At 67.0% G+C, this 16,556-nt stretch carries 15 protein-coding genes; 11 read left to right on the forward strand and 4 right to left on the reverse strand.

What is annotated here, in order from left to right:
- Window positions 1-23 precede the first annotated feature (23 nt).
- The 5 genes from ACIGJB_RS22105 (at window position 24) to ACIGJB_RS22125 (ending at window position 6,784) form a co-directional block, all read left to right on the forward strand.
- Window positions 24-3,176: an efflux RND transporter permease subunit gene (locus tag ACIGJB_RS22105; protein ID WP_483734418.1), complete on the forward strand. Its 3,153-nt coding sequence runs from the start codon at window positions 24-26 to the stop codon at window positions 3,174-3,176.
- Window positions 3,173-4,642, forward strand: a complete 1,470-nt coding sequence (adeC, locus tag ACIGJB_RS22110) for an AdeC/AdeK/OprM family multidrug efflux complex outer membrane factor (protein ID WP_483734419.1) — start codon at window positions 3,173-3,175, stop codon at window positions 4,640-4,642. The genes ACIGJB_RS22105 and adeC overlap by 4 nt, the downstream gene beginning before the upstream one ends.
- 124 nt (window positions 4,643-4,766) lie before the next feature.
- Window positions 4,767-5,108: a cupin domain-containing protein gene (locus ACIGJB_RS22115; RefSeq protein WP_483734420.1), complete on the forward strand. Its 342-nt coding sequence runs from the start codon at window positions 4,767-4,769 to the stop codon at window positions 5,106-5,108.
- Between the two features lie 311 nt (window positions 5,109-5,419).
- Window positions 5,420-6,142: a 6-phosphogluconolactonase gene (pgl, locus tag ACIGJB_RS22120; RefSeq protein ID WP_483734421.1), complete on the forward strand. Its 723-nt coding sequence runs from the start codon at window positions 5,420-5,422 to the stop codon at window positions 6,140-6,142.
- Window positions 6,143-6,262: 120 nt separating this feature from the next.
- The gene (locus ACIGJB_RS22125) at window positions 6,263-6,784 is read left to right on the forward strand and encodes a hypothetical protein (RefSeq protein WP_483734422.1); all 522 of its coding nucleotides are present in this window, start codon (window positions 6,263-6,265) and stop codon (window positions 6,782-6,784) included.
- 18 nt (window positions 6,785-6,802) lie between these two features.
- Here the strand turns inward: ACIGJB_RS22125 and ACIGJB_RS22130 are convergent, their stop codons facing one another.
- The 3 genes from ACIGJB_RS22130 to ACIGJB_RS22140 all read right to left on the reverse strand — a co-directional run bounded on the left by ACIGJB_RS22130 (window position 6,803) and on the right by ACIGJB_RS22140 (window position 8,578).
- Entirely contained in the window at window positions 6,803-7,579 is a 777-nt protein-coding gene (locus ACIGJB_RS22130) for a molybdopterin-dependent oxidoreductase (RefSeq protein WP_483734423.1), read from the reverse strand.
- 19 nt (window positions 7,580-7,598) lie between these two features.
- Window positions 7,599-8,225, reverse strand: a complete 627-nt coding sequence (locus ACIGJB_RS22135; protein ID WP_483734424.1) for a cytochrome b/b6 domain-containing protein — start codon at window positions 8,223-8,225, stop codon at window positions 7,599-7,601.
- A gap of 80 nt (window positions 8,226-8,305) precedes the next feature.
- Window positions 8,306-8,578, reverse strand: a complete 273-nt coding sequence (locus ACIGJB_RS22140) for a pentapeptide MXKDX repeat protein (RefSeq protein WP_483734425.1) — start codon at window positions 8,576-8,578, stop codon at window positions 8,306-8,308.
- Window positions 8,579-9,223: 645 nt separating this feature from the next.
- Here ACIGJB_RS22140 and ACIGJB_RS22145 point away from each other — a divergent pair.
- Together ACIGJB_RS22145 and ACIGJB_RS22150 are read left to right on the forward strand one after the other, a co-directional pair.
- Window positions 9,224-9,796: a sigma-70 family RNA polymerase sigma factor gene (locus tag ACIGJB_RS22145; RefSeq protein ID WP_483734426.1), complete on the forward strand. Its 573-nt coding sequence runs from the start codon at window positions 9,224-9,226 to the stop codon at window positions 9,794-9,796.
- Entirely contained in the window at window positions 9,793-10,434 is a 642-nt protein-coding gene (locus ACIGJB_RS22150) for a DUF1109 domain-containing protein (RefSeq protein WP_483734427.1), read from the forward strand. The genes ACIGJB_RS22145 and ACIGJB_RS22150 overlap by 4 nt, the downstream gene beginning before the upstream one ends.
- 71 nt (window positions 10,435-10,505) lie before the next feature.
- Here ACIGJB_RS22150 and ACIGJB_RS22155 read toward each other — a convergent pair whose 3' ends face one another.
- Window positions 10,506-11,414 carry a LysR family transcriptional regulator gene (locus ACIGJB_RS22155; RefSeq protein ID WP_483734428.1) on the reverse strand — a complete coding sequence of 303 codons (909 nt, stop codon included), beginning with the start codon at window positions 11,412-11,414 and terminating at the stop codon, window positions 10,506-10,508.
- A 178-nt stretch (window positions 11,415-11,592) separates the two neighbouring features.
- Here ACIGJB_RS22155 and ACIGJB_RS22160 point away from each other — a divergent pair, with 178 nt between their 5' ends.
- The 4 genes from ACIGJB_RS22160 to ACIGJB_RS22175 are packed head-to-tail and all read left to right on the forward strand — an operon-like array spanning window position 11,593 to window position 16,154.
- Entirely contained in the window at window positions 11,593-13,614 is a 2,022-nt protein-coding gene (locus tag ACIGJB_RS22160) for an FUSC family protein (RefSeq protein WP_483734429.1), read from the forward strand.
- Entirely contained in the window at window positions 13,604-13,813 is a 210-nt protein-coding gene (locus tag ACIGJB_RS22165) for a DUF1656 domain-containing protein (RefSeq protein ID WP_483711596.1), read from the forward strand. Before ACIGJB_RS22160 ends, ACIGJB_RS22165 begins: the two co-directional genes overlap by 11 nt.
- Window positions 13,810-14,694 carry an efflux RND transporter periplasmic adaptor subunit gene (locus tag ACIGJB_RS22170; RefSeq protein ID WP_483734430.1) on the forward strand — a complete coding sequence of 295 codons (885 nt, stop codon included), beginning with the start codon at window positions 13,810-13,812 and terminating at the stop codon, window positions 14,692-14,694. The genes ACIGJB_RS22165 and ACIGJB_RS22170 overlap by 4 nt, the downstream gene beginning before the upstream one ends.
- Window positions 14,691-16,154: an efflux transporter outer membrane subunit gene (locus ACIGJB_RS22175; protein ID WP_483734431.1), complete on the forward strand. Its 1,464-nt coding sequence runs from the start codon at window positions 14,691-14,693 to the stop codon at window positions 16,152-16,154. The genes ACIGJB_RS22170 and ACIGJB_RS22175 overlap by 4 nt, the downstream gene beginning before the upstream one ends.
- Window positions 16,155-16,556: the final 402 nt, after the last annotated feature.

Below are 16,556 nucleotides of genomic sequence, written 5' to 3' on the forward strand. Positions count from 1 at the left end.
ATCACCAGGGCGAGGGAGCATTCATGTCCAATTTCTTTATCGATCGACCCATCTTCGCGTGGGTGATCGCGCTGGTCATCATGCTGGCCGGCGTGCTGTCGATCCGCTCGCTGCCGATCAGCCAGTATCCGGCCATTGCGCCGCCGACCATCGCCATCTCGGTCAACTACCCGGGCGCGTCGGCCGAAACCGTGCAGGACACGGTGGTCCAGGTCATCGAGCAGCAGCTCAACGGCCTGGACCGCCTGCGCTACATCTCGTCGGAAAGCAACGCCGACGGCAGCATGACCATCACGGTCACGTTCGAGCAAGGCACCAACCCCGATATCGCCCAGGTGCAGGTGCAGAACAAGCTTGCGCTCGCGCAGCCGCTGCTGCCGCAGGAAGTCCAGCAGCAAGGCATCCGCGTGACGAAGTCGGTGCGCAACTTCCTGCTGATCGTCGGCCTGATCTCCACCGATCCCAAGATCACGCGGGAAGACTTGTCGAACTACATCGTCTCGAATATCCAGGACCCGTTGTCGCGCACGTATGGCGTCGGCGACTTCCAGGTGTTCGGCTCGCAGTACGCCATGCGGGTCTGGATCGACCCGGCCCGGCTCAACAGCTACCAGCTCACGCCGCTGGACGTGAGCAACGCCATCAAGGCACAGAATGTCCAGGTCGCCTCGGGACAGCTTGGCGGCCTGCCCGCGGTCAAGGGCCAGCAGCTCAACGCCAGCGTGATCGGCAAGACCCGCCTGCAAACCAGCGAGCAGTTCGGCAACATCCTGCTCAAGGTCAACCCGGACGGCTCGCAGGTGCGCCTGAAGGATGTGGCCGATGTCGGCCTGGGCGGCCAGGACTACAACATCAACGCGCAGTACAACGGCCAGCCGGCCTCGGGCATTGCCGTGCGCCTGGCCGCCGGCGCCAACGCGCTTGAGACGGTGCGCGCCATCCGCAAGACGCTCGACGGCCTGGAGCCATTCTTCCCTGCCGGCATGAAGGTGGTCTACCCGTACGACACCTCGCCGGTGATCTCGGGCTCAATCAAGGAGGTGGTGAAGACGCTGATGGAAGCGATCGCGCTGGTGTTCCTGGTGATGTACCTGTTCCTGCAGAACGTCCGTGCCACGCTGATCCCGACCATCGCCGTGCCGGTGGTGCTGCTGGGCACGTTCGGCGTGCTGGCCGCGTTCGGGTACACCATCAACACCTTGACGATGTTCGGCATGGTGCTGGCCATCGGCCTGCTGGTGGACGACGCCATCGTGGTCGTGGAAAACGTCGAGCGGGTGATGGCCGAGGACGGCCTGCCGCCCAAGGAGGCGGCGCGGCGCTCGATGGGGCAGATCCAGGGCGCGCTGGTCGGAATCGCCATGGTGCTGTCGGCGGTGTTCCTGCCGATGGCGTTCTTCGGCGGCTCGACCGGCGTGATCTACCGGCAGTTCTCCATCACCATCGTCTCGTCGATGGTGCTGTCGGTGCTGGTCGCGCTGGTGCTGACGCCGGCGCTGTGCGCCACCATGCTGCAGCCGATCGAGAAAGGCGACCATGGCGAGAACAAGGGCGGTTTCTTTGGCTGGTTCAACCGCAAGTTCATCGCGACCACGCAAGGGTACGAACGCGGGGTGTCGACCATCCTGAAGCGCCGCCTGCCGTTCGTGCTGATCTACCTGGCGATCCTCGCGGTGATGGCCTTCCTGTTCACGCACATTCCCACGTCGTTCCTGCCCGATGAAGACCAGGGCGTGCTCTACGCGCAGGTGCAGACGCCGCCGGGGGCCACTGCCGAACGCACCCAGAAGGTGCTCAACGAAATGCGCGACTACCTGCTCAAGGACGAAGGCGGCGTGGTGGATTCGCTCTTCACCGTGAGCGGCTTCAACTTCGCGGGGCGCGGCCAGAACTCCGGCCTTGCCTTCATCCTGCTCAAGCCGTGGGAGGAGCGCAGCGGCGACCACACCAGCGTCTTCGACCTGGCGGCGCGCGCCCAGCGCAAGTTCGCGACCTTCCGCGACTCCATGTCGTTCGCGTTCCCCCCGCCGGCCGTGCAGGAGCTGGGCAACGCCACTGGCTTCGACCTGTACCTGCAGGACCAGGCCGGCCTGGGCCACCAGGCCCTGATGAACGCGCGCGACAAGTTCCTGGGGCTGGCCGCGAAAGACCCGATGCTGCAGCGCGTGCGTCCCAACGGCCTCAATGACCAGCCGCAGTACCAGCTCGTCATCGACGATGAAAAGGCGCGTGCGCTGGGGCTCTCGCTGGCCGACATCAACAGCACGGTGACGATCGCCTGGGGTTCAAGCTATGTGAACGACTTTATCGACCGCGGCCGCGTCAAGCGTGTCTACGTACAGGGTCGTCCGGATTCACGCATGAACCCCGATGATGTCGACAAATGGTTCGTGCGCAACGACAAGGGCGAGATGGTGCCGTTCTCCGCGTTTGCCGAAGGCAAGTGGGATTACGGGTCGCCGAAGCTGCAGCGCTATAACGGCGTGCCGGCGGTGGAGGTGCTGGGCGAGCCGGCTGCTGGCCGCAGCTCGGGCGAGGCGATGAAGGCGATCGAGGCAATCATGAAGCAGATGCCACCGGGCGTGGGCTACGCCTGGACCGGGCTGTCCTATGAAGAACGGCTGTCGGGCTCGCAGGCGCCGGCGCTGTATGGGCTGTCGCTACTGGTGGTGTTCCTGTGCCTGGCGGCCTTGTATGAAAGCTGGACGATCCCGTTTTCGGTGATGCTGGTGGTGCCGCTAGGCGTGATCGGCGCGCTGCTCGCCACCATGGGCCGCGGCTTGTCCAACGACGTGTTCTTCCAGGTTGGCCTGCTGACCACCATCGGCCTGTCGGCCAAGAACGCCATCCTGATCGTGGAATTCGCCAAGAGCCTGCACGAGCACGGCAAGAGCCTGGTGGACGCCGCGATCGAAGCCTGCCGCATGCGTTTGCGCCCGATCGTGATGACCTCGCTGGCCTTCATGCTGGGCGTGTTCCCGCTGGCGGTCTCGACCGGGGCCGGCGCGGGCAGCCAGCACGCCATCGGCACCGGCGTGATCGGCGGCATGATTACCGCCACGGTGCTCGCGATCTTCTGGGTGCCGTTGTTCTTTGTGGTGGTCAATGCACTGGTCGAACGCAAGCGCAAGCCGACCCGGCCCGATGGCCCCGCGGAGAAAGGCGCGCTGCCATGAAGAAGACGCTGACCTGCGCTGCCGCCGTCGCCCTGCTGGCCGGCTGCAGCCTGATCCCCACCTACCGGCAACCGGACCTGCCGGTCGCGCAGGCGTATCCGCAAGGCACCGCCTATCCGGCGGCCGACGCCACGGCGCAGGCGCAGCAGGTTCGCGCCGTGGATCTCGGCTGGCACGACTTCTTCGCCGATGCGCGGCTGCGCCGCCTGATCGAGGTCGCGCTGGAGAACAACCGCGACCTGCGCGTGGCCGCGCTGAATGTGGCAGCGTTCCGCGCGCAATACCGGATCGAACGCGCCGACCTGTTCCCCGCCATCGGCGTCGCCGCGCAGGAAACGCGCCAGCGCATTCCCGCCGACCTGTCCACCACCGGCCGGCGCCTGATCACGAGCCAGTACGGGATATCGCTGGGCACGACCGCATGGGAACTCGACCTGTTCGGCCGCATCCGCAGCCTCAGCGAAGCGGCGCTGGAACAGTACTTCGCCAGCGACGAGACGCGCCGGAGCGCGCAGATCGCGCTGGTGGCCAGCGTGGCCAATGCCTACCTGGCGCAGCGCGCCGACGAGGCGCTGCTGGCGCTGACGCGCGATACCCTGGCCAACTACGAGCGCAGCTATGGCCTGACGCGGCGCAGCTACGAGGAAGGCATTGCCTCGCGCCTGGACCTGCGGCAATCCCAGACCGCTGTAGAAAATGCGCGTGCGAGCCTGGCGCGCTACACGCGGCTGGTGGCGCAGGACGAGAATGCCATCGTGCTGCTGCTGGGCACCGGCATGCCGGCGGACCTGCCGCCGCCGCTTGGCCTGCAGGAGAAGCTCACGGCCGATGTCCCCCCCGGGTTGCCGTCCGACCTGCTCCAGAACCGGCCCGACGTGCTCGCTGCCGAGCACCGCCTGCGGTCGGCCAACGCCAATATCGGCGCGGCGCGCGCGGCGTTCTTCCCGCGCATTGCGCTGACCGCTTCGGCCGGCACGGCGAGCAACCAGCTGTCGGGCCTGTTCGCAGGCGGCTCGGGCACCTGGCTGTTCCAGCCACAGATCAGCCTGCCGCTGTTTACGGCGGGCAGCCTCAAGGCCAGCCTGGACTACGCGAGCATCCAGAAGGACATCAACGTCGCGCAGTACGAACGCACCGTGCAGACGGCCTTCCGCGAGGTCGCCGACGGCCTGGCCGCGCGCGGCACGTACATGAGCCAGCTGGAAGCGCAGGTGCGCTTTGTCGAAGCGGCGCAGGACGCCTACAACCTCGCCGACCGCCGCTATCGCACGGGCGTGGACAGCTACCTGGCGGTGCTGGATGCGCAGCGCTCTCTTTACAACGCGCAGCAGTTGCTGATCGTTGCGCGGCAGGAGCAGCTGACCAGCGAGGTCAACCTGTACAAGGCGCTCGGGGGTGGCTGGCATGACGAGACCCGCAGCGCAACCGACGCGGCGCCCCCTGCTGCGCCGGGGCCGTCGTCCTGAACGCCGCTGGCCGGCCCGCGCAATGTTGGCGGGCCGGCGTTGCCCAAAGCTGGCGGCGCGACGCGGCCTCCTACAATGACCTGAGGCCTTTCATAAACGCCACACCGCCACGAGGAGCCCCGCCATGTCCCTGCCCCACTTGTCTTCCGGTGAAGTCGCCAGCGTGCTGCCGCTGGGCAAACAGCTCGCACAGACGCCAAGCGCCGCGCTGTTCAAGGAACCGCAGCTGGAAGTGATGCGCATGGTGCTGCCGGCGGGCAAGCATGTCGCCACGCATGCGGTCGCCGGACCATCGACCATCCAGTGCCTGGAAGGCGAAGCGGAAATCGGCATCGACGGCAGCCAGCGCCGGCTGCATCCGGGTGACTTGCTGTACCTGGGCGCGTCGGCCGCCCACGATGTCACGGCGATCACCAATACGTCCTTGCTCGTCACCGTTGTGCTGGTCGGCCGCGGCGCTTCCTGAGCCGCATTATCGCGCCGCAGCAGCGGGCCGGTCGGGCGTCGCTGCGGCCTTCATACGCGCTATGCGTCGCAATTTTGTGCGGTTTTGCGCATAGTTGAGGGCGATTCGGCTGCAACGAGCGTCTTGCTCGCCATGTCAGCGCACGCCTCATTGTGCGCCGCACCGTTTGGCACATAGAATCGAATCCACCAACAAGCGTTGAGCCCGGCAGCCAGCCGATCCGGGCCAAGGCGCGACCCGGTCATTGCGCCGGTACAGCCGCATGACAGCGCTGTCCCGCCGCCAGCGGCCATGGCAGGTTGCGTCCTGCCATGCTCGCCACCAACAGGGAGGAAGCCATGCGCCAGATCGAATTGAACGATGCCTGCGCCCATGCCGATGCCATGGCGCGAGCCGTGGCGTGCGAGCTGGAGCGCACGCTGGCCAGCCAGGAACATGCTTGCCTGGCCATCGCGGGCGACCGCCTGCCGTTGCCGCTGTTCAAGGCGCTGCAGCAACGGGCGCTGCCGTGGGATCGCATCAGCGTGATGCTCGTCGACGAGCGCATGGTGCCCCTTGGCCACGACGACAGCAATGCGCGCCTGGTCTGCGACGCGCTGTTGCGGGAAGCCGCGTCGCGCGCCTCCTTCCATCCGCCGGTGCCATCGTTCTGCATGGAAATCGACGAAATCGATCCTTCGGCCGTGGTTTCCGAGCTGAACCGCAATTACCGCCAGCCCGATGTGGTTGTCCTGGCCATGGGCGACGACGGGCACACGGCTTCGCTGTTCGCGGATGCTCCGGAACTGCCGGTTGGCCTGTCGCTGACCGAGCCGGCGGGATATCTGGCGCTGAACCCGCGCGCCGCGCCGCACCGCCGCGTCAGCCTGAACCTGAGCGCGCTGCTGGGCGCACGCCGCGTCTTGCTGAGCTTCAGTGGCCCGTGGAAGAAGCAGGTATTCGATGCCGCCACCATGGAGCCCACGCCGATGCTGCCGGTCAGCTACCTGCTCCACCAGGACAGTACGCCGGTGGACGTCTACTGGACGCAATAGCCCGGCCGCCGTGCCGGCGAAGGCTGTTGCGGCGTAGGACAGAGCCTGACAACAATCGGCCACGGCGCGCGCTACAGTGGCATCGCCCGTTCCGGGATGCTTCCGAATGCATTGCGCCCCATGCCCTTCCCTGGTTTCCCAGTCGTCAAGCCGCTGGCCATTAGCCTGCTGGCCCTCTTTATCGGCGCAGGATCTTCCCTCGGCATGGCCGCCCCGCCGCTGTCCGAATTGGCCAGCCTGCTGCTGGGCACCGTACGCGGCAAGCCAAGCGGCATGTCGGGCGTGACCCGGCTGACCGCCCGCGACGCCGAGCGGCAACTCGGCATGGCCTGTGCGGAATTGGCACGGATGGCACCGATGGTGCTGGACGACTCCACGCGCCTGTCCGGCTGCGCCGTGCGGGCCGGCAAGGTCGTCGAGTTTCACCTGCAGGTGACGGGGGTCGATCCGCGGCGCGAGGACACCCGGAACTTCATGGTCTCGGCCAGGCCCATCCTTGAACGCGGGATCTGCCGGAACCCGGATGTGCCGGTGCTCGGCAAGCTTGGCGTGACGCTGGACTACCGCTACATGGCCGGCCAGGAGCCGCTGGTGACGCTGCACGTCCCGCCGGGCCGGTGTACGGAAGGCATTGGCTCCTGAAGGTCTCCAGGCCCTTTTTCAGGATCCGCCGAACCAGTTGTAGCCCTGGTCCTCCCAGTAGCCGCCGGTGTAGGTGTTGGTGACGAACAGCTCCATGATGTGCTTGGGATTCTTGTAGCCGAGCTTGGTCGGCATCCGCAGCTTCATCGGATAGCCATACTTGGGCGGCAGGCGTTCGCCGTCATACGTGAACGTCAGCAAGGTTTGCGGATGCAGCGCCGTCGCCATGTCGATGCTCTCGTAATAGTCGTCGGCACACCGGAATCCCACATACTTCGCGCTGGTATCGGCGCCGATCCGCTTCAGGAAGCCGGCAAACGGCGTGCCGCCCCACCGCCCGATGGCACTCCAGCCTTCCACGCAGATGTGCCGCGTGATCTGCTCGGCGTTTGGCAGGGCGTAGAGTTCTTCAAGCGTCCAGCTCTTCTTTTCCCGCACCAGTCCACCGACCTTGAGCCGGAAGTCGTCGCCGTTGACCACGGTGACCTCATCGATGCCGTAGAACGCGTTGAACGGAAACGGGCGCGTGATCTGCGCTTCGGTATAGGTTGGCGCCAGCCGGTTCGGGTCGAACAGCCAGGCCTGTACCTTGTCGTTGATGCGCGACACACGCGAGAGGAAGGTCTCCACGGAGGCATCGTCGCTCAGGCTGCAGCCGGTGAGCATGGCCAGGCCGCCCAGCGTAAGGAGGCGCTTGCCGAACAGGCGGCGCGACGGCGCGTCGAGTTCCCGACGCACATCGATGATCAGCGACGCGCGGTCGACGGCCGTTCGTCGGGAAGGTCTCGGATTCACGATTCAGGCTCCGGTTATGTCAGCGTCCGCGAATCATGGTCAGCAGGCTGCGCGGCACGAGCGCCACCATCACGATATGCACGACGATAAAGGCGGCAAGCAACGACATGGCGCAGAAATGGACCACGCGCGCGAAGTCGTAGCCGCCCATCAGTTCGCGCAGCAGCGGGAATTGCACGGGCTTCCAGATGGCGATGCCGGAAAGCACCAGTACGAGCAGCACGATCATCACCAGCAGGTAGGCGAGCTTCTGCACGGCGTTGTAGTGGCTCAGATCCGCATGAGAAAGGCGTCCTCGCAGCGCGGCAACCAGATCGTCCCGCACGGCGCGCGGGCTTAACGGAAAGAACTTGCGGGCAAGCCGCCCCGTGGCGACGTTCATCGCCAGGTAGAACAGCCCGTTGAAAAACAGCAGCCACATGGCCGCGAAATGCCAGAGCAGCGCGCCACCCAGCCATCCGCCCAGCGTGAAGTCGGCCGGAAAGCGAAACCCGGCGAACACGGGGGAGGCGTTGTAGATGCGCCAGCCGGAAAGCATCATCACCACGGCGGCCAGCGCGTTGAGCCAGTGGGAGAGTCGCAGCCACCCCGGCTGGATCTTGCGCGGGGCAGCGCGCGAATCGACAGCGTCATGCGAGAGTTCCATGTCGGCCTCCTCAGGAATCCAGACGCCGTGCACGACACGATGCCGCGCGCGGTGGCTGGTCAAGCTTGCCCGGTCCAGTGCTACTTGTTCATGCCGCCGGACATGGCATCGCCTTCCTTGCCCATCTTGTCGTGCGACTTCGATTTGCCCATCTTGTCCTTGTGCATGCCGTCCTTGTGCATGCTGTCCTTCGACATGGCGTCCTTGGACATCGTGTCCTTCGACATGCTGTCTTTCGACATCGAGTCCTTGGCCATCGAATCCTTGGCCATCGAGCCGCCGGTCTGGGCGTATGCGGTGGTGCCGCCAATCAGGAACGCTGTGGAAACCACGGCGATAGCGATCTTGTTCATCTTGATTCCTCGTTGTTGAGTGTTGGACCGGGGCGTCCCGGTGGATGGAACATTGCGCCACGCCGTATCGGCGGGTGCCAGATTCACACGTCTGTGTGCGTCTGATGGGAAATTCGCGGCAGGAGCGCCTTCGGTTACAGCGGTCGGAGATTTTTTGGTTCGTCGCTGAATTGCGGGGACGAAGCGCCAGCATCAGCGCCGGTGATACCCCCGCCTAACCGACTTGTGAGCCGCGCAGCAGCCGAAGGCGATGATGCGATAACGGTGGCAGTGTCGGGCCACGGACAGGTTCGGGGCTGGTTCAATCATTGCTGGAGAGCCTGCAGGCGGACGCGCACCACGCGGCAGGCAGCGGGGCAGACTCTGAAGCGAGTACCCGTACGAAATTCTTCGCACGCTACGATCAATATTCGTCCGTTAGGACAAGCGACGCGTTTTTTGGTTACTTTTTGTCGCTCGGACAAAAAGTGACTCGCAGGCTACGCCTGCGAAACAGCGGCGCCTGCCAAGCACGACGCCAGCCGCAATTCGCCGAAGAACGTACGCGGTACCACCCCATCACTCATGCGCCTTGCAACACGCATAACCGCCACCGCAGCGTAGAATTCGCGCCATCCACATGGCCAGGTGTAACCAAACCGATCGATGGAGCGAACTGTCGAACAGGATGCGCTGAAAAGGCGGGAGGCTCGCCTGCTCGACCTGTTTACGGACGGCTTGGCCGGCGACCAGATGGCGTACGCGCAATGTCTCACCGAACTGGCCGCCATGTTGCGCGGCTACTTCCGCAACCGTCTCCCGCAGCAAGCGGGCGACGTCGAGGACCTGACGCAGGAAGTCCTGCTGGCCGTGCATAACGCGCGCCATACCTACCTGCCGGGACAACCGCTCACGGCGTGGGTGCATGCCATCGCCCGGTACAAGCTCGCCGACCATTTTCGCGCGTATGCGCGACACGATGCCCTAAGCGATCCCCTGGATTCGGCGCAGGACGTGCTGGCAGCGCCCGACCTGGAGCCTGCACAGGCGAAGCGGGACCTGAACCTGCTGCTCGAGCAGCTACCGGACCGTCAGCGCTTGCCGATCGTGCACGTGAAGCTGGAGGGATTGTCCGTCAGCGAGGCCGCGAAGATGACCGGGATGTCGGAATCGGCGGTGAAGGTTGGCGTGCATCGCGGGCTAAAGGCGCTCGCGGCGAAGATTCGAGGAACGCGATGAAGACAGACCACTTGATTGCCCTGCTGGCCCAAGGCATCGCCCCCGTGGACCGCCACGCGGTCGCGCGACGCTTTGGCCTGGCCGTGGCGACGGGCGCGGCATTGGCGGCCGTGCTGGTGGCCGCCACGCTGCATTTTCGCTCCGACCTGGCCGAGGTCGCCGCCACCCCGCTGTTCTGGGCCAAGGTGGCGCTGCCGCTTTCGCTGGCATTGGGTGCATTGTGGATGACGACGCGGCTCGCGCGTCCCGGCATGGCAACCGGTGCTTGCTGGCCAGGCGTTACCGTGCCCTTCGCGGCCGTCTGGCTGGCAGCGCTCTATGTGCTGACCCGGACGCCGGCCGGCGAACGCGCCGCGGCGGTGCTGGGAGAAACCTGGCGCGTCTGCCCGTTCAATATCGCCATGCTGTCCGTGCCGGTGTTCATTGCCGTGTTCTGGGCCTTGCGCGGACTGGCGCCGACGCGGTTGCGGCTGACAGGCGCCGTGGGTGGCCTGCTGTCCGGCGCGGTCGCGACGCTGGCCTACTGCCTGCATTGTCCGGAGATGGGCGTGGCGTTCTGGGGCGTGTGGTACGTCCTCGGCATGCTGGCGCCTGCCGCAATCGGCGCATTGCTGGCGCCGCGCCTGCTTCGGTGGTGAGTCTCCGTCCTGCATGATTCGCGAGACAGACTTGCGGCACTGGCCCTTTCCCGACACGCCGGCGGAGAGGCTCAGGACGACACCCCGTTTCCGCCCAGCACCTCCTCGCACACCGCCAGCCAGGCCCTTGCGGCATGCGACAGATACCGCCCTGGCAGCCACGCATGCGCCAGCGCCCAGTCCATATCCGGCTCGGTCAGCCGCGCCACGGCCAGGTTGTCGCGGTCCTGCAGCCGGGTGAGGAACGGCTCGGGCAGGAACGTAGTTCCCAGACCCGCTGCCGCCATCGAAGCCAGGAAATCCCAATGGCCGCTCTGCGCCACCACGCGCGGCTCGATGCGTGCCTCCAGGAACGCCTGCCGCAACTTGTGCGTCAGCGAAAATTCCTCGGTCAGCAACACCAGCGGCTCGTCGCTCAGCGCCGCCAGGCTCACCGTCTTCCCGCGCGCCCACGGCGCCTTGCGCGGCCCCACCGCCCAGATCGGGTACTTGGCGAACGTCTGCGTGGCCAGTTCCAGCCCACTGTCCACCGGTAGCACCGTGGCGCCCACTTCCAGCGTCCCGCTGGCCACCATCTGCTCCACCAGATGGCCGCCATGCTCGGCCAGGCTCAGCTCAAGGTTCGGATAGCGCTTGCGGAAGGCGCTCACCGCTGGCGAGAAGAACAGGTTGACCATCGGTGGGATCCCCACGGTCAACTGGCCGCGGCCCAGCGAAGACAGATCCGCTACCTCCAGCGTCAGGCGGTGCACGACACCAAGCGCCTCCTGGCCGCGGTCGTACACCACGCGGCCCACGTCGGTCAGGCGCACCGTCTTGCCCTCACGGATCAGCAAGGGCTGCCCGACTTCGTCTTCCAGCTGCCGCACCATCTTGCTGATGGTCGACTGCGTGACGAACAGCGAGGTCGCCGCTTGCGTAAAGCTCCTCAAGCGCGCGGTTTCAACAAAGTAACGCAGGGCACGGATATCGATGGGCATGGCGAATTTGGCACTTCCATGAAAATATGGAATGAAGTCGGGAATTTTAAATCATGATTGGAATGCGCGCCATTTGACTACACTTCGCTTCCACGCTTCGCTTGTGCCTGCAGCCGGCAACCAGACCGGCCAGGCGCACACGATGCGCCCCCAATCACGAACTGTGCGATTCCTACCCATGGCGATGCGGCCAATGGCCCGACAGTGGCTGTTTTCGCTGAAGGCATTCCTGGCCGCCATGCTCGCGCTCTATATCGCGCTGGCCCTCGGCCTGCCGCGCCCCTACTGGGCCATGGCGACGGTGTATTTCGTCTCGCATCCGCTGACCGGCGCCACGCGCTCCAAGGCCGCCTATCGCGTGGCGGGAACGGTGCTGGGCGCGGCGGCGGCAGTGGCCACCGTGCCGCTGCTGGTCAATATGCCGATCGTGCTGATGGCCGCCATCTCGCTGTGGATCGTCGCGCTGGTCTACCTGTCCACGCTGCAGCGCTCGCCGCGCGCCTATGTGTTCCTGCTGGCGGCCTATACGCTGCCGATCGTGGCGCTGCCGGCGGTGGACCAGCCCGCGCAGATCTTCGATGTCGCCGTGGCGCGCATCGAAGAGATCGTGATCGGCATTGTCTGCGCGGGGCTGGTCGGGTCGATCCTCCTGCCGGCCAAAGTGGCGCCGGCCCTGCGCGCGCGTGCTGCGAGCTGGCTGGCGGACGCCGCCGCGTGGGCGGACGACATCCTGTGCGCGGACCCGCGCGCCGACGCCGGCCGCCACCGGCTCGCGGCCGACATCCTGGCGCTGGACCAGTTGATTGCCCAGCTTTCTTACGACACCGAGAGCGCCGCGTCGCTGCGTCATGCCCGTGCGCTGCGCACGCGCATGACCGCGCTGATGCCGCTGCTGTCCGCGCTGTCCGCGGTGCTGCAAGCGCTGCGCAGGCATCCGGCCGGTGTACCCGACTCGCTCTCGCTCGTACTGGCCAGGCTGTCGCAGTGGCTGCGAACGGGGATGACGGGTCCTGCACCACAGGTCGACCGAACCGCAATGGCTGATGCCGCCACGGATGGCTGGCATGGACGCCTGTTGACGGCGGCAAGCAGCCAGCTCGCCCGGCTGGCGGCGCTATGCGCGGACTGCGCAGCACTGCAGCACGGTATCGGCGACCGGCCCGACCGGCCGTTTCCGACGCTCAGCGCGATGCCGGCCGCTGACGCGGTACCCGCCGGAAGTGCCCACCATCATGACCACGGCATGCTGTTGTTTGGTGCTGTCTCCACGGGCCTGGCCGTGTTCTGTGCCGGGTTGCTCTGGATCTTTTCCGGATGGACCGAGGGCGCCGGCGCGGTCGCGGTGGCGTCCATTGCCTGCTGCTTTTTTGCCACCATCGACGAGCCGCGGCCGGTGGCGCGCTCCTTCCTGCGCTGGAGTGCCGTCTGCCTGGTGGTGGCCTCGTTCTACCTGTTCCTGGTGGTGCCGCACGCGCAGAGCTTCGAGACGCTGGCGGGGATGCTGGCCGTGCCTTACCTCGGCATCGGCATGTTGATCGCCCGTCCGGGCTTCAACCTGATCGCGATGCTGTTGTCGGTGAACACCGCTTCGTTCGCCAATATCCAGAGCGTCTACGACGCCAATTTCCTCGGCACCTTCAACGGCAGCCTGGTCAATGCCGCGGCCATGCTGTTCGCGCCGTTGTGGGCCCTGGCGACGCGTCCGTTCGGCGCCAGCGTGGCCGCGCACCGGCTGATCCGCGCAAGCTGGCAGGACCTGGCCGGCGCCGCCGCCTGGCCCGGCGCGGACCATGACGCCAAGCTTGGCGCGCGCATGCTGGACCGCCTCGGCCAGTTGGTCCCGCGGCTCGGCGCCAGCAGTACGGGCCCCGATGGATTCAACGAACTGCATGTGGGCTTTTGCGCGCTGGCGCTGCGACGCGCGCTGCCGTCCATGCCATCGGCCGCGCGACGTCCGGTGCGGCGCGTGCTGGCACTGGTGGCGCGCCACTACCGCGCACGCCTTCGCCACGCGGACGCCATAGCGACATCCGCCGCGCTGCCGGGCAGTATCGATGCAGCCATGGCCCAGGTCGGCGCGCTGCCCGGCAATCATGACGACGCCATTGCCGCGCTGGTGGTCCTGCGCGTCACGCTGCATGAGCCGGACATGGCCGCCATGTCCGTCACGACCGCTTCAGGAGCTGGCGTTGAACACTGAGATCGACCTGTACGGCGTATTCGTGCCGGCCCTGCTGGTGGTGATGCTCGCCGCCTTCGCGCTCACGACGTGCGTGCGCCTGCTGCTGGCGCGCGTGGGCTTCTACCGGCACGTGTGGCATCGCTCTCTCTTCAATCTCTGCCTCTATGTGATTGTCCTGGGCGGCGTGGTCGCCCTCGGTCTCAAGCTGCCGACATGACACCAAGAACTCGCTCCGTCCTCAAGCTGCTGCCCACGCTGGTGGCAGTCGTCGCCGCTGTCGTGGTGCTGCGGCACCTGTGGGACTACTACACGGCCGCACCCTGGACGCGCGATGGCCACGTGCGCGCCGATATCGTCCAGATCGCCCCCGATGTCTCGGGACTGGTGACGCGCGTGCTGGTGCGCGACAACCAGCCGGTGCGGCGCGGCGAGGTACTGTTCGAGATCGACCGCGACCGCTACGCGCTGGCGCTGCAGCAGGCCACGGCCAATGCCGCCGCCCTGCGCGCAACGCTGGCGCAGGCGCGGCGCGAATCCGCGCGCAACCGGTCGCTCGATGGCCTGGTCGCCGGCGAAGTCGCCGAACAGGGGCGCGCCCGCGTCGAACAGGCCGAAGCCGCGCTCACCCAGGCCGACGCCAGCGTGCGCCTGGCCCGCCTGAACCTGGAGCGCACCCGCGTGCTGAGCCCCGCCGACGGCTACCTCAATGACCGCCTGCCGCGCCTGGGCGACTATGTCTCGACCGGACGGCCGGTCTTGTCCATGGTCGATGCGGCGTCGTTCCATGTGGAAGGCTATTTCGAGGAAACCAAGCTGCACCGCATCCGCATCGGCAGCCCGGTGGATGTGCACATCATGGGCGAGCCGCGCCACCTGCGCGGGCATGTGCAGAGCATTGCGGCCGGTATCGAGGACCGCGATCGCAGCGCCGGATCCAACCTGTTGCCCAACGTGAACCCGACGTTCAACTGGGTAAGGCTGGCGCAGCGCGTGCCGGTGCGCATCACGCTCGACGCGGTCCCCGCGGACGTGCGGCTGGTGTCGGGACGCACGGCCACGGTATCCGTGCAGCAACCCTCCGCGGGGCACCGCCCGTGAAGACATGGCATTGCGCGTGGCTGGTGCCGCTGGTCCCGCTGCTGTTCGCCTGCACCACGGTCGGCCCCGACTACCACGTCCCGGATCGTGCAGCGGTCCGCACGCCCGACGCCAACGGCAAACTCACGGGCGCATCGAGTCCGGCAGTATCGGTCGGCCCCGTTCCCGACGCGTGGTGGCAGCTCTATGACGACCCGCGCCTCGACCGCCTGGTGCGCGAAGCGCTGGCGGCCAATACCGACCTCCGCGTGGCGTCGGCCAACCTGCGCCGGGCCACGGCCGCGTTCCACGAGGTCGAGGCCGAGAACCTGCCGCAGGGCGGCATCGGCGCGAGCCTGGCGCGGGCCCAGCTATCGGGCGAGAGCTATCTGCAGACCACCAAGCCGCCGGTCTTCAACCTGGGCGATATCGGCCCGGGCGTGTCCTACCTGATCGATTTCTTCGGCAAGCTCGCGCGGGCCGACGAAGCCGCGCATGCGAACGTGCAGGCCAGCGAGGCCGCCCTGGAGCTGGCCCGCGTCGGCGTGGTCGCGCAGACAGTCCGCGCCTACGTGCAGGGTTGCGCAGCCAGCCACGAACTGGAAGTTGCTCGCGAGCAGATCGCGCTGCAGGCGCGCGCGGCCGACGCTACGCAAAGGCTGGCGGCCGCGGGCCGCGCCGAGCCCACCGATGCCATCCGCGCCCGATCGCGCGCCGATGCGTTGCGCGCTGCCTTGCCCCCGCTGGAGGCCGCGCGCGAAGCGGCCAGGTTCAAGCTGGCGCTGGTGCTCGGCAAGCCGCCGGCGGCGCTGGCGCCAAAGGACATCGAATGCCATGAGGAACCGGCACTGACACAGCCACTGCCAGTGGGCGACGGCGCCGCGCTGCTCAAGCGCCGGCCCGATATCCGCCAGGCCGAACGCGAACTGGCCGCGGCCACGGCAAAGATCGGCGTAGCCACGGCCGACCTGTATCCGAGCATCCGGATCGGCGCGTCGGCCGGCCTGACCGGGCTGCTGAGCGATCTCGGCAGCGGGCCCACGGCGCGCTGGAGCCTCGGTCCGATGCTGAGCTGGAATTTCCCGACCAACGGCGTGCGGCCGCGCATTGCGCGCATGGAAGCCGGCGCGGATGCGGCGCTGGCGCACTTTGATGGGGTGGTGCTGCGGGCCCTGCAGGAGACGGAAACCGCGCTCAGCGCCTACACGCGCGCGCTGGAGCGCCAGCAGGCGCTGCGCCTGGCGCGCGACCAGGCCGCGGATGCAGCGCGGCAGGAACGGCGGCGCTATGAGGCTGGCCGGACCCCTTACCTGGCACGGCTGGATGCGGAACGGTCGCTGGCCGATGCCGAGGCCGCCGTGGCGGAGTCGGACAGCCTGGTGGCCATGCGGCAGATCGATCTGTTCCTGGCGCTTGGCGGGGGGTGGCAGCAGTCAAAACCTCCCGATCCGCGTGCCGCCACCGGCGCAACGCCGGGCTAGCGCCCCGCACCCGTTGCCAAAATCGGATAGTCCGCCAGACGCGACCATGCTCCGGCACGGCGCAGCAACGCCTCCCGGTCACCCCTCCAGCCCTGACTGAAGGCGAAGCGTGCGCCATGACGGCGCATGGAACCCTCCGTTGCCCGGCCCCCACCGCCCACTCAGTCATTTCCCCGGTATGCCGATTGCCCATCCTGGCGCTGCACGCCAGCGCATGCGCCGCGGGAAGCCGGGGCGCAAGGCCCGGCCGCCTGCCGGCGCAACGGTGGCCGAAGACTCCCGCCGAGACCCTACGCACGGCACGCCCGGCGATGGAGCGGGGTAACCCTGAGCGTGCGCCGGAAGGCCGATCCAAACGATGAAAAAAACGACTTCAAAATCGCCATTTAAATCATCATCGGA

This window comes from Cupriavidus sp. C2SS-8b (genome assembly GCF_057073745.1).

Bases quoted from the DNA above. Each gene is read 5' to 3' on its own strand.
- ACIGJB_RS22145 (WP_483734426.1), top strand. From the start codon at position 9,224: ATGGAGCGAACTGTCGAACAGGATGCGCTGAAAAGGCGGGAGGCTCGC.
- ACIGJB_RS22150 (WP_483734427.1), top strand. From the start codon at position 9,793: ATGAAGACAGACCACTTGATTGCCCTGCTGGCCCAAGGCATCGCCCCC.
- ACIGJB_RS22105 (WP_483734418.1), top strand. From the start codon at position 24: ATGTCCAATTTCTTTATCGATCGACCCATCTTCGCGTGGGTGATCGCG.
- ACIGJB_RS22140 (WP_483734425.1), bottom strand. From the start codon at position 8,578: ATGAACAAGATCGCTATCGCCGTGGTTTCCACAGCGTTCCTGATTGGC.
- ACIGJB_RS22170 (WP_483734430.1), top strand. From the start codon at position 13,810: ATGACACCAAGAACTCGCTCCGTCCTCAAGCTGCTGCCCACGCTGGTG.
- ACIGJB_RS22160 (WP_483734429.1), top strand. From the start codon at position 11,593: ATGGCGATGCGGCCAATGGCCCGACAGTGGCTGTTTTCGCTGAAGGCA.
- pgl (WP_483734421.1), top strand. From the start codon at position 5,420: ATGCTCGCCACCAACAGGGAGGAAGCCATGCGCCAGATCGAATTGAAC.
- ACIGJB_RS22135 (WP_483734424.1), bottom strand. From the start codon at position 8,225: ATGGAACTCTCGCATGACGCTGTCGATTCGCGCGCTGCCCCGCGCAAG.
- ACIGJB_RS22125 (WP_483734422.1), top strand. From the start codon at position 6,263: ATGCCCTTCCCTGGTTTCCCAGTCGTCAAGCCGCTGGCCATTAGCCTG.
- adeC (WP_483734419.1), top strand. From the start codon at position 3,173: ATGAAGAAGACGCTGACCTGCGCTGCCGCCGTCGCCCTGCTGGCCGGC.
- ACIGJB_RS22155 (WP_483734428.1), bottom strand. From the start codon at position 11,414: ATGCCCATCGATATCCGTGCCCTGCGTTACTTTGTTGAAACCGCGCGC.
- ACIGJB_RS22115 (WP_483734420.1), top strand. From the start codon at position 4,767: ATGTCCCTGCCCCACTTGTCTTCCGGTGAAGTCGCCAGCGTGCTGCCG.